This is a genomic window from Myxococcus sp. NMCA1, from assembly GCF_026810205.1.
Lineage (GTDB): Bacteria > Myxococcota > Myxococcia > Myxococcales > Myxococcaceae > Myxococcus > Myxococcus xanthus_A.
The window spans coordinates 1,404,152-1,416,098 of record NZ_CP113950.1 but is presented as its reverse complement, the minus strand read 5'-3'; the positions used below and the strand labels follow the sequence as shown (position 1 = coordinate 1,416,098).

Here is an 11,947-nt window from a genome sequence, read left to right as displayed (position 1 = left end):
ACGGCCCGTGCTCTCCCTTCGTGCATGAACCGCTTCGCGCTCCTCATTTGTCTCCTCCCCGCGCTCGCAGTCGCGCAGCCATCCCCTGCACCTGAGCCACGCTCCCCCACGACCGACGCCCGAGGCGACACCCCAGCGGACGCGCAGAAGTCCTGCCCCGACAACTTCGAGGACGACGACTCGGGAGACACCAGCGTTCTGGCGCCGCTTCAACTCGCCGTGGATGGGCGCTCGCTCACGCCCGGCCGCATCGAACTGCACGGGCTTCACTGGCTGACGGATGCGCAGGTGCGTGCCTTCATCGGTGCGCCCCGTGCGGACTCGGAGGCCCTGATGAGCGGAAGCGAAGTCCACCTGTTCCTCCGGCGGCTCGCGCGCTCGGGGCTGTTCGCCCGCGTGGAGCCGCGCGTGCGCGTGGCCGAGGCGCCTCAGCCGGCGGTCCTCGAAGTCCACCTGGAGGAGAACCCCGTCGTCTCCGCCGTGGAGGTGAACGGGCTCCAGGACCTGCAGGCCACCGAGATTCTCGAAGAGCTGCTCCGGCTCCCGCACCGGTTCCCCACCGAGGACGAAGACGAAGAGTCCTTCACCGCCACGCTGCGCGTGGACTCCCGGCGCGGCACGCTCTCCGTCGTCCGCCCCTGCCCGCCGCGATATCCGCCCCGTGACTGGGTGGCCCGGCTGGAGCGCGGCACGCTGCACCCCGGCATCTTCATGGGCGGCGTCGCCAACGGCCTGGAGCGCACGCTGAAGCGCCTGCGTGACGACGGCTACATGCTCGCCAGCCTGTCCGCGGTGTGGTCGCCGGACGGCAAGCTGGTGGTGACGGTGGATGAAGGCCGGCTTGAGTCCATCGAGGTGCGCGGCGTGGACGCCGACATCGCCGCGCGCGTCCAGGACGCGCTGGACCTGCAGCCTGGCACCGTGTTCCTCCGCAGTGACGCGAAGCGCGCCGTGCGGCGGCTGACCTCGCGGCTCCCCTTCCTGGAGCCCGCGAATGTGGACGACTCCGACAGCACGCGTGCCCGGCGCGCCCACATCATCGAGACGCGCGAGCCGGACGGCACCCGCGCCTACCACACGCAGGAAGCACCACGCGCGAAGCCGCGCCACCGGGAGCAGGTGGAGTTCGAGCTGAACTGGAAGCAGTTCGCCGACTGGTGGGACGACGTGGACTCGGCCGACAGCATCACCCTCGAGGACAAGAAGCTGGTGGTGCACGTGCGCACGCGGCGGCCGGACTTCGATGTGGACCTGCTTCCGATGCACACGCAGGTGACGGGCTTCTCGCCGGGTCTGGCGGGGCGGCTGCGCCTCTGGGATGCGAAGGACCGCGCGCACGTCACCGTGGATGCCGCGCTCACCATCCCCCTGCGGTGGGGCGGCCAGTATCTGCCGGAGGACCCGGAAGGCACGCAGCGCCAGCGGCGCATCAACTTGCTCGGTGGGGCGAAGCTCCAGGTGCCGCGGGTGGGGCTCGCGGAGCTGGGCGCGCAGGTCTACGACTTCACCGACACGCTGGACCGGTGGCGGATGGGCGACATCGACTCGTCGCTCTACTCGGCCCTCATCAACCGGCCGGACCGCGACTACTTCCGCCGCAAGGGCCTCACGGCCTTCGCCACCTGGCGCTGGGCGGACGACTGGCTCGCGGGCGTCGAGTACCGCAGCGACCGCTACGAGTCGATGCGCAGCTTCACGCCGCCCTTCTCCCTGTTCCGGAACGACTCGGCCCCCTTCCCCAACGCGCCCGTCACCGAGGGCCGCTTCGACTCCGTGGTGGTGCGCATGGAGTACGCCAGCAACGTGCCCGCCGCCGCGTCCGTGGGCTCGCTGTTCCGCACGCCAGAGACGTCCCTCTTCGACCGGGATGGCGACTGGGAGAGCCGCGCCTCGCTCCGGGGCCTGCTCACGCTGGAGGTGGGCAACGGTCCGGGGAGCGCGGGCGGTGACGCGCGCTTCTGGAAGCTGGTGAGCGACATCGCGATGGAGGTGCCCACCGGCTGGGACACCGGTCTGTCGCTGCGCGTGCGCACCGCGGGGGGCCACCGTCTGCCCGAACAGAAGCGCGAGGCACTGGGGGGATGGACGGCGCTGCGCGGCTTCGGCTTCAAGGAGTACCGCGGCGACGTGTCCGTGCTCACCAGCGCGGAGTACCGCTGGAGCGCCATCGGCCTCTTCGCGGACCTGGGCACGGTGCGGGCGGATGACACCTGGACGGATGCACGGCTCGGCCTGGGCGCCAGCCTCCACTTCGGAGACAACGTGCGGATGGACGTCGCGTGGCGCACGGATGAGCGGGCCACCGCCACGCCCGAAGCCCGGCTGCTCTTCCAGCGGACCTTCTAAAGACGCATGGACTGGCCACGCAAACACGTGGGACGCGGGCTCGGCACGGCGCTCATCGCCGTGGCGGGCCTGCACGCCCCCTCGGTCCATGCAGAAGAGCCGCGCACCACCTGCACCGCCACCTTGTCCGGACGGCGCGTCATGGTCCGTTCCGAAGCCTTCGACTTCGTCTCGCCCGAGTTGGACCGGTTGGTGCGACTGGGCATGGCGGGGAAGCTGGAGGTGGAGCTGACGCTCTGGCAACGCAACACCATCTGGTTCGACGCGCGAATGGACACCGCACGGCTGACGCAGGTGCTCGTCTTCTCCAAGGGCGCCTACGTGCTGGATGGACGCCCCCTGCCGGAAGGCCCATCCTCACTGACGCTGGAGCGCGTGGCGTGGACCTTGGAACAAAGGCCCAAGCCCGGCGCGCGCTATGAAGTGCGCATCAGCGTCCGCCTGCACGTCGTGACGGCCGCGAGCCTGGGCCGGGTGGCCGCGTGGCTCACGCAGGGGAAGCAAGCTCCTGGCGAGGAAGGCAACACCCTCACGGGCACCGTGCTGCTTCGCTCGGTGGCCGAGGACCTCGCCCGCGGCGCCAACGCGCGCTGTGACGTCACCCGGCCGCCCTGAGCCGCGGCCGCGCCGCACATGCTTCATGAACCCATCGAGCGCCCGGCCACCAGGCCGAGGCCAGGAGTCCCGTCATGCGAATTTGGCTGTCCTTGCTGTTCGCCCTGGCCGCTGGGTGTACGCCGCCGCCGTCGCCACCCGCGTCCCCTGAGCGCGGCGTCCAGGTCTTCGTGCCGCCGGGCATCGAGGCCCGGGGAAGCCGCGTCCCCGTCCTCTACGTAGAGGCAGAGCGGGCGCTGTACTTCCCCCAGGGCGTCGGAGGCGGAGGCTCGCGGCACCCGGTGGTACCCAGCCCTGCCGAGCTGCTGGCCCTGGGGCGACGCACCGACATCATCATCGTCACCGTCGCCCCAGGCCAGTCCACCGCCTACGCGGCTATTGCCGCGCCATGACCGTGCTCACTTCTGTGGCGGCGTCGTGAACGTGCTCGCCCGACACGTCCACGACCACCTCCGTCAGCGTCCCGCCCTTGAACGCGAAGGGCGGCTGGTACTGCTGACTCACCGGTGAGTTCTCGTCACGGCCGCACGTCAGTCCCTCGCCCAGGCTGATGAGCAGCGGCATCGTCTCAGAGATGTCGCTCTGGGCCACCAGGTCGCCATTGATGAAGAGGCGTCCCCGGCCCGGCGCGCCCCGGCCCGCGGGCAGGTCGGGCGTGCCCGTGGGCTGGAATTCGAAGCGCAGCTCCGCGTGGCCTTTCGGCACGTCCACGGCGGACTCCAGGTGGAACTCCTTCTCTCCCACGAAGTTGTAGACGTAGTGCAGCTTGCGGTCCTTGACGAAGAGCGAGTACCCGCCCGTCAATCCACCGTGGCAGAGCAACACGCCCTCCACGCCGTCCTCTACCTCCACGCGCGCGGTGATGGCGTGGGCACGATTGAGGACATGCACCGCCACGTTCTCCGGCGCGGGTGAGGTATTCGGCCGGTAGACGTAACGCTCCCGCTCCCGCGAAATCTGCGGCCGCTCCACGGCGAAGAGTTCGCGGGATGGCGTTATCAGCGGGAGCACATCGTACCGGCCCGCCTCGACGTACCAGCGGGCAATCATCTCGATGAGCTTGTCGCGCTCCTGCGCGGCCACGTTCCGCGTCTCCGAGCAGTCCTCCGCCACGTGGTACAGCTCCCAGCCCTCCGTATCGAACTCGCGCAGTCTGGCCTCGGAGAGCTTCAGCATGCCGAACGGCTCGTGCGACTCCGTGAAGGACGGTCCGGGGAACGGGCACACCGCCCGCCATCCGTCGTGGTACAGGGCCCGGTGGCTGAACATCTCGAAGTACTGCGTGTGGTGTCGGCTCTCCGCGTCCGCGTCATGGAAGGAGTGCTTGAAGCTGACGCCTTCGATGGGTGACTGCGTGACCCCGCGAAGCTCCGTGGGCGGGTCGATGCCCAGGCAGTCCAGCACCGTGGGCACCATGTCGATGGCGTGGCAGTACTGCGAGCGAATCTCGCCCCGCGCCTGGATGCCTCGGGGCCAGTGGACGATGAAGGGGTCCGTGGTGCCGCCCCGGTACGTCTCTCGCTTCCACCGTTTGAAGGGCGTGTTGCCCGCCCAGGCCCAGCCCCAGGGGTAGTGGTTGAAGTGGCGCGGGCCGCCCAGCTCGTCCATCGCCGCCAGGTTCTGCTCCAGCGACTCCGGCGTGTTGTTGAAGAACTTCAGCTCGTTGACGGAGCCATGCAGGCCGCCCTCCGGACTGGCGCCATTGTCGGAGATGACCATGATGAGCGTGTTCTCCAGCTCACCGGTCGCCTCCAGCGACTGGATGAGCCGGCCGATGTGGTGGTCCGTGTGCTCCAGGAAGCCCGCGAACACTTCCATCATCCGCGCGTAGAGCCGCCGTTCGTCCGGAGACAGGCTGTCCCAGTCCTGCACGTCCGGGTCATGGCGCGACAACTGGGTGCCCGGCGGCAGCACGCCTGTCTCGAGCTGACGTCGGAAGACCTTCTCGCGGTAGGCATCCCAGCCGTCGTCGAACTGGCCCTTGTACCGGTCCGCCCATTCGCGCGGGACATGGTGGGGCGCATGCATGGCGCCGGTGCAGAAGTAGAGGAAGAAGGGCTTGTCGGGCGCGACCTGCTTCGCGTCGGCGATGAAGCCGATGGCGCGGTCCACCAGGTCCTCCGTCAGGTGGTAGCCCTCCTCGGGTGTCTTGGGCGGCCGGACCTGATGATTGTCGTGAATGAGGTCGGGGTAGTACTGGTGCGTGTCGCCACCGAGGAAGCCGTAGTACCGCTCGAAGCCGCGGCCCAGGGGCCAGCGTGAGTAGGGCCCCGCGGCGCTCGTCTGCTCCGCGGGTGTGAGGTGCCACTTGCCCACGCAGTAGGTGTTGTAGCCGTGCCCGGCCAGCATCTCGGAGATGAAGCCGTTCTCGAAGGGGATGGTGCCGTTGCGACCGGGGTATCCCACGGAGATTTCGGTGATGGCCGCCATGCCATTGGAGTGGTGGTTGCGGCCGGTGAGGATGCACGAGCGCGTGGGCGAACAGAGCGCGGTGGTGTGCATGTTGTTGTAGAGCAGCCCACCCTTCGCCAGCCGGTCCAGGTTGGGCGTGCGGATGGGCGAGCCATAGCAACCGAGCTGACCGAAGCCCGTGTCGTCCAGGACGATGAAGAGGACGTTGGGTGCCCCCGGCTTCGCGCGCAGCGGCGCGGGCCAGGCAGGCGAGGACTCCTCATCCGTCCGGCCGATGACACCAGGGAATGGCGTTCCGGGAAGGTATTCCTTGAGCGACATGGTGCGGCCTCCACGAGGACGCGCGGGAATGAACGTGCCGCGAGCTCTCGTGGAGGGAGATGCACATGGGGCCCGACAATGCCCCCTGTCCTCCAGGCAGGCACGAGCAGCCGGGACACCGCATGCCGGAGGCGATCACCTCATCAGAAGAACCGGCTGAACGTGTTGTTGCTGGTGTTGGCCTCGGCGGAACCGTCCTCGCCCGAAACAGCGAATGACAGTGCCACCAGCAGGAGCTGGCGCATGCATTCCTCCATGGGCGCCTGGGAAAGGAGTTTCGCGGCGCATGGAATGGAACGCGGCAGCCGGCGACTACAGCCAGCTCACCTCACGCCGGCCCAGCTCCGCCAGCACGCGCTCGGCGGCCCGCACGCCAAACCAGTTCGCCTCTTCGAAGAGCCCCATGCCGCCCAGGTCCGAGTGCGCGAAGTGCAGCGAGCTTCCCAGGCTCTCCCCCGCGGCCTGCTTCGCCTGCCCCCACATGAAGCCCGGTGTAGGCCGCACCATGGCGTGGCCCCAGCGCTGGACCTCCAGCCGCTGCGCCTGCCCGGCGATGCCAGGGTGCGCGGGCAGCATGTCCGCCATCACCAGGGACTCCCAGTCCGCGTAGCTGGCCGACAGCGCCTTCTCCCGCTCGGCCTTCACGTCCGCGCCGTCCATGGGCAGGTACCAGGTGAGCACCGTGGGGCCCTGCTCGTCCTGGCGCAGCGTCTGGTGCGTGGCCACCACATAGCCCAGGCTGCGGCTCTCATAGAAGACGTTGTCCCAGGCCAGCGGAAAGCCCCGCGAGCGCGGCGGCGACGACAACGTCAGGTTCGCCACCACCCACGGCCCATACGTGAAGGCATTCAGCCATGCCGGGCGCTCCCGCCGCCACGGCGCCACCACATGCGCGGCAATGAAGCGCGGGCACGCCAGCACCACCTGCCGCGCCAGGAAGGCCCGGGGTTTGCCAGTGCCCGCCTCCAGTGCGTCCACGCGGCAGCCACCCTCCACGGGCGCCACGGTGTGCACCAGCACGTTGCGCTCCACCGCGCCGTTCGGCAGCGCCGACACGAGCTGCCGCACCAGCCGGCCGTTTCCTTCGGACCAGCTCAGGTAGCCCTCGCTGCGCTCCCCATTCCCGTCCTGCCGCGCGGTGAAGTACCAGATGCCGGCCCAGGCGGAGACATGCTCGGCGGTGGTGCCGAAGTCGTCGCGGCACGCGTAGTCCACCACCCACTTCAGCCGCGCGGAACGGAAGCCCTCGCGCTCCATCCAGGCCGCCATGCTCAGCGCGTCCAGCGCCGTCCACTCCGCGTCGTCACTGGACAGGCCGGAAGGCACCGCGAAGGCCCGGCGCCCCTTGGCGTCTCGCGCGGCGGCGAAGCCGTTCATCCGCGCCTCGAAGCGCCGCAGCTCCTCCAGGTCCTCCGCGCTGGCGCCCGCGTGCAGATAGAGCCCTTCGTACCAGTGGCCCCGGTAGAAGAAGCGCTCCTCCGGCTCGTGGATGAGCAGCGACTCCTCGAAGCGCGGCCGGCCCGAGTCATCCACGTCGGTGACGGCCCCCATCTCCCGCAGCAGCCGGACGACAGGGCCCCGGTCCTCCAGCGGCGCCGGCAGGTAGTGCGCGCCCCAGGGGTACGCGGAGATGGCGTTGCGCCCGGAGCGGGACGTGCCTCCCGGCTCCGCCTCCAGCTCCAGCACGCGCACGCCTCGCACACCCGCGCTCGCCAGCCGCCAGGCCGCGGACAGGCCCGCCACGCCCGCGCCCACCACCAGCACCTCCACGGGCTCCAAGACGTCCGCGCGGGGCAGCGGCCCGCCGCGCAGCCGGTGCCCCAGCTCCACGGCCTGGTCCACCACCGCGCCAGGGACACGCTCCCGCGGCCCTGACTTCCGGCACGCACTGGCCGCCACCGCGGAACCGAGGAACGCGGCGACCAACTCCCGCCGCGTCAGTTCCACCGCTGCCACTCCGCCTCGTAGTAGTGCACCAGCACCTGGTTGTTCAGCCGGTTCACCTCCGCGGGCAAGGGCCCCATGTCCGGAGGGAACTGGGTGAGCGACGCCATCGTCGCGTCGTCCAGGAAGAGCAGCCCTTCGGGCAGCGGCCGGTGCCGGGCGGGCGGCTCGTGCGCAATCAGCACGTAGCCCCACTCACCGAACGACGGCACCAGCGCGTGGTACGGCTCCGTCCAGAAGCCCGCGGCCCTGAGCGTCGTCTCCACGCACCAGAAGGAGCGCCGGGCGAACAGCGGGCTGGTGCTCTGCACCACCGCCACGCCGTCCGGCGCGATGCGCTTCTTGAGCAGCTTGTAGAAGCCCGTGGTGTACAGCTTCCCCAGCGCGAAGTTGTTCGGGTCCGGGAAGTCCACCACCACCACGTCGTACAGCGCGCCGCCCTCGGTGAGGAACTGCATCGCGTCCCCGTTGACCACCCGCATCCGCGGGTCCGTCATCGCGTGGCGGTTCAGCTTCGCCAGCTCCCCGTAGTTCGTCGCCAGCCCCGTAATCACCGGGTCCAGGTCCACCAGCGTGACGGAGCGGACCTCCGGGTAGCGCAGCACTTCCCGCGCGGCCAGGCCGTCCCCACCGCCCAGGATGAGCACGTTCTCCACCTTGCCCGCGCGCACCATGGCCGGGTGCACCAGGGACTCGTGGTAGCGGTACTCGTCCAGGCTGGCGAACTGGAGGTTGCCGTTGAGGAACAGCGAGAAGCCCCGCTTGCCGCGCGTGAGGATGATGCGCTGATACGGCGAGCTGGACGCGTGGACCACGTCATCCGCGTAGAGCTGGTCCTCGTAGAAGGTGGTGAGCCGGTCGCCCATGACGAAGCCCGCCAGCAGCAGCAGCGTCAGCCCCACCGCCTTGACGCGCAACCGCAGCGGGTTGCCCAACAGCGGCGCCAGCAACCACGTGCTCCACAGCGCCACCGCCGCGTTCAGCACGCCGAACAGCAGGGACGTGCGCACCAGCCCCAGCTTCGGCACCAGCAGCAACGGGAAGGCCACGCTGGCCGCGAGCGCCCCCACGTAGTCCAGCGACAGCACCTGGCTGATCAGGTCCTTGAACTTGACCTGGTCCTTCAGGATGCGCAGCAGGAGGGGAATCTCCATGCCCACCAGCGCGCCAATGGCAATCACGCTGCCGTACAGCGCCACCTGGAACAGGTCCGTCAGCGTGAAGGTGAGGAACAGCACCGGCGCGCAGATGCCGCCCAGCAGCGCCACCGCCAGCTCCACCTCCACGAAGCGCTGCGCCACCCCGCGCTCGATATAGCGCGACAGGTAGCTGCCAATGCCCATGGCGAACAGATAGCCGCCAATGACGGTGGAGAACTGGGTGATGGAGTCGCCGAGCAGGTAGCTCGCGAGCGCCCCGACGACGAGCTCATAGATGAGCCCGCACGTCGCGATGACGATGACGGTGATGTACAGCAGCGTCTTGTTCACGGCGTCACTTCACTTCGCACAGGCATGGGCGTGCGGCGCGCGCCTTCATCCGCTGATGGCCGCGGCCACGATGATGGCCAGACCGATGATGAAGGAACCGATGACGATGCCCACCGCCGTGTTCTGGTCGGCCTCCAGCTCCTTGTGCACGTCGAAGGGCATGATGAGGCGGATGACGTAGAAGCCCGCCACGAACACCGCCAATCCGATGAGCGAGTAGATGATGCTCGCCAGCACACCCTGAACGCTGACCACCACGCCAAGTAACAACATCACTTCCCTCCCATGTAGCCGCCAGTCCACAGCAGGACGCCGCCCGGCCCACGCCGAACGTTGCCCGGTACCTTGTCCCGCTCTTCCTTCGTGAAGGGGGACCAGCCCGAAATCGTCAATGCCGCGTAGCCCAGCAGCACCAGTCCTCCAAACCACTTCATGACGCGCCTCCGTCACGTTTGACGACTCAAACCTAGACGTTGCTCTCCGCCCAGCGCCGCGTCTCGAAGCTGTGCGAGCGATACAACGCCACCACCGGCCCCACCACCATCAGCCCCAGCGCGAAGCAGAACCAGCTCGAGTTGGGCGTGTCGTGGATGAGCTTCACCCTGTACGTCATGGGCCGCGGCCGCACCGGGTTCGCCGCGAAGCTCGCCGTCGTGCGCAGCGCGTACTTCCCGGCGGGCACCGGCGACAGGTAGGTGCTGGCGGACATGTTGCTTTCGGTCCACTCGCCGTCGCCGTCGTTGCCGCGGTAGTAGCTCAGCTCTTCGTAGAAGAGGACCACGTCGTTCGTGTCCTGGTTCACCAGGTCGCCCTGGATGCCCAGCCACTCGTTGAAGGGCGTGCCGCTGATCTCCACGCGCATGTTGCCGCGCTTGGGCAATTCGAAGGGCTCGCTGAAGTGCATGGCCCCCGGCGTGCCTGGCGTGGCATCCGGCGGTATCACCACCGCCTCCTCCAGGACGACCGTCTTCGCGGCGGTCAAGGACAGCACGGCCGCCAGCACGAACAACGCCAGTATCCAGAGGCCAGTCCAGACGAAGACGGAGCGCAGGCCCGACTGGTGTGGGTTCGGCTGGCTGGGGGCGATGCCCTCCCGCTGAGGCATCGGCTCCTGCAAGCCGAAGGCCTCCTTCACCACCTCGGGCTCCAGGTACTCGCCGTGGGTGTACGACACCTCGTCGTCCGTGGCGTCCACGTTCACCGAGTACGGCGCGGCGACGTACTCCGACGCCTCGGCCCGCTCGCCCACCCTCACCGTCCAGTAGAACTCCCCCAGCACCTTGTCCGTGACGGCGGTGACGTGCTGGAAGCACTTGTAGCGGCGGTGCTCATAGAAGGCGGCGACGTCAGGCGACAGCGACACGTCACCCGCGGGCAGCGGCTTCAAGAACACCCAGTGGCCGTTGGAATTCATCAGCCAGACGAAGCCGCGCGACGCGTTGTAGAGGAGGAACTCCTCCCACGGGTAGCGCACGCCCTCCACGTTGCATGAGCGCTCCAGATAGCCGATGCAGATCCACTCCGCGCCATCCAGCTTCCCCTTGGTTCCCAGGGGGATGATGAGCGGCCGGCTCGGCTTCTGCAGCATGCGCAGGAAGGACAGCTTGCCCTGGCGCGCGTCCAGCAGCGCGCCGCAGTAGGGGCACGCCACGCGCAGCGTCTTGTCCGGCGCGTGCAGTTCCAGGTTGCCGTTGCACTGCGTGCAGCGCGCCTGCTGCAGCTCCACCTTGCGCACGCGGGGCCGGAGCTGCCCGGCCGGGATGCCCAGCTGCTCCAGTTTCAGCGCCTCGCCGACGAAGGCCTCGGGGGAATGCCCGCGCGTGCCGAAGTCGAGCGTGAGGAAGGCGCCCTTGGGCCCCGTGGCGTCCACGTACCAGGCGTCCTGCGTGGGGTCCACGTCGCTGGGGAGCTGACCCGCGGCGGCCACCACGCGGCCGTGGCCGCGCTCCTCGATGACCCACGCGCGATCTCGCAGGTGCAGCCGCTCTCCCGGGTGCAGGTCCTCCAGCGCCACGCCCTCTTCGGGCCCCATGTCGAACATCAGGTGGAAGGCGCCCTCGGACTCGCTGAGCCACCCGGTGCGGCCGTCCGCGAACTCCACGTACCACTCGTCCCACGGCCCCGCGCCGTGGTCCTTCTGCAGGTGGCCGACGATGGTGTACGCCGCCTTGCGGTAGCGCCCCTCCGCGCGGAGCTGCAGCGGCGAATCGGTGGGGACGATGCTGCCAATCTTCCCGTGGGACTCGAAGTCCAGGCCCTTGCGAGCCACCACCGTCTGGCAGTAGCCGCACACCACCACCTGCGCCGAGCCGGCGGTGAACTCCACCATCGCACCGCACGATGGACACTTCCCCTGCGTCACGCCGTCACCCCCCGCTTCAGCTCACGCACCACGCACGCCGTCGCGCCCAGGTGGCGCGCCAGCAGCGCCTCGAAGTCCGGACGCTGGCGCTCGCGGCAGCAGTACACGTTGAGCGCGGCGAACCCGTGCTCCGGAAATGTGTGGATGCCCAGGTGGCTTTCGGCCAGCAGCGTCAGCCCGGTGATGCCACCGGGCTCCGGGAACACGTGCCACTGCGGCTGGCCCACGACCTTCAGGTCCAGCACGACGATGAGCGCCTCGAAGAGCGCCGCCAGTGCCGCCGCGTCCTTGAGGCTGCCAGGCACGCAGCCGCTGGCGTCAACCAGCCATTCCTGTCCGGTGGTCAGCTTCGAAATCCTCCCGTCCCCGGACGTCTTATCACGGGCCCTCCCTCGCGTCCGGCCTCAAGTCACTCCCTGGCGCGCACGACGCTACGTTGGCGCCCGCCTCGGACTTC

The 11,947-nt window shown here is 69.1% G+C and carries 10 protein-coding genes; 3 read left to right on the top strand and 7 right to left on the bottom strand.

Annotated elements, in window-relative coordinates; genetic code table 11:
• Positions 1-24 precede the first annotated feature (24 nt).
• The 3 genes from OZ403_RS06065 (at position 25) to OZ403_RS06055 (ending at position 3,353) form a co-directional block, all read left to right on the top strand.
• Positions 25-2,346 (top strand): hypothetical protein, encoded by a 2,322-nt coding sequence (locus OZ403_RS06065; protein WP_140853211.1) that lies wholly within the window; start codon positions 25-27, stop codon positions 2,344-2,346.
• 27 nt (positions 2,347-2,373) lie between these two features.
• The gene (locus OZ403_RS06060) at positions 2,374-2,961 is read left to right on the top strand and encodes a hypothetical protein (protein ID WP_237081026.1); all 588 of its coding nucleotides are present in this window, start codon (positions 2,374-2,376) and stop codon (positions 2,959-2,961) included.
• A gap of 74 nt (positions 2,962-3,035) precedes the next feature.
• Positions 3,036-3,353, top strand: coding sequence for a hypothetical protein (locus OZ403_RS06055; protein ID WP_140788124.1), 318 nt, complete (start codon positions 3,036-3,038; stop codon positions 3,351-3,353).
• Here the strand turns inward: OZ403_RS06055 and OZ403_RS06050 are convergent.
• From OZ403_RS06050 to speD, 7 genes are all read right to left on the bottom strand, one after another.
• Positions 3,337-5,694 carry an arylsulfatase gene (locus tag OZ403_RS06050; protein WP_268783675.1) on the bottom strand — a complete coding sequence of 786 codons (2,358 nt, stop codon included), beginning with the start codon at positions 5,692-5,694 and terminating at the stop codon, positions 3,337-3,339. The two genes, OZ403_RS06055 and OZ403_RS06050, sit on opposite strands and share 17 nt — an antisense overlap.
• A gap of 312 nt (positions 5,695-6,006) precedes the next feature.
• Positions 6,007-7,641, bottom strand: coding sequence for an FAD-dependent oxidoreductase (locus OZ403_RS06045; RefSeq protein ID WP_268784852.1), 1,635 nt, complete (start codon positions 7,639-7,641; stop codon positions 6,007-6,009).
• Complete coding sequence (locus OZ403_RS06040; protein ID WP_268783674.1) at positions 7,632-9,128, bottom strand: polyamine aminopropyltransferase; 1,497 nt, start codon at positions 9,126-9,128, stop codon at positions 7,632-7,634. Before OZ403_RS06040 ends, OZ403_RS06045 begins: the two co-directional genes overlap by 10 nt.
• A 45-nt stretch (positions 9,129-9,173) precedes the next feature.
• On the bottom strand, positions 9,174-9,401 hold the full coding sequence (locus tag OZ403_RS06035; protein ID WP_002635242.1) for a DUF350 domain-containing protein: 228 nt from the start codon (positions 9,399-9,401) through the stop codon (positions 9,174-9,176).
• Positions 9,401-9,562, bottom strand: coding sequence for a hypothetical protein (locus tag OZ403_RS06030; protein WP_020478251.1), 162 nt, complete (start codon positions 9,560-9,562; stop codon positions 9,401-9,403). The genes OZ403_RS06035 and OZ403_RS06030 overlap by 1 nt, the downstream gene beginning before the upstream one ends.
• A 32-nt stretch (positions 9,563-9,594) precedes the next feature.
• Positions 9,595-11,490, bottom strand: coding sequence for a DUF4178 domain-containing protein (locus OZ403_RS06025; RefSeq protein ID WP_268783673.1), 1,896 nt, complete (start codon positions 11,488-11,490; stop codon positions 9,595-9,597).
• Positions 11,487-11,795: an S-adenosylmethionine decarboxylase gene (gene speD / locus OZ403_RS06020; RefSeq protein WP_237080210.1), complete on the bottom strand. Its 309-nt coding sequence runs from the start codon at positions 11,793-11,795 to the stop codon at positions 11,487-11,489. Before speD ends, OZ403_RS06025 begins: the two co-directional genes overlap by 4 nt.
• Positions 11,796-11,947 lie beyond the last annotated feature (152 nt).

What these genes read in the sequence shown, in the direction of transcription:
- OZ403_RS06030 (WP_020478251.1), bottom strand. Translation starts at nt 9,562, where the DNA reads ATGAAGTGGTTTGGAGGACTGGTGCTGCTGGGCTACGCGGCATTGACG.
- OZ403_RS06065 (WP_140853211.1), top strand. Translation starts at nt 25, where the DNA reads ATGAACCGCTTCGCGCTCCTCATTTGTCTCCTCCCCGCGCTCGCAGTC.
- OZ403_RS06050 (WP_268783675.1), bottom strand. Translation starts at nt 5,694, where the DNA reads ATGTCGCTCAAGGAATACCTTCCCGGAACGCCATTCCCTGGTGTCATC.
- OZ403_RS06055 (WP_140788124.1), top strand. Translation starts at nt 3,036, where the DNA reads ATGCGAATTTGGCTGTCCTTGCTGTTCGCCCTGGCCGCTGGGTGTACG.
- OZ403_RS06035 (WP_002635242.1), bottom strand. Translation starts at nt 9,401, where the DNA reads ATGTTGTTACTTGGCGTGGTGGTCAGCGTTCAGGGTGTGCTGGCGAGC.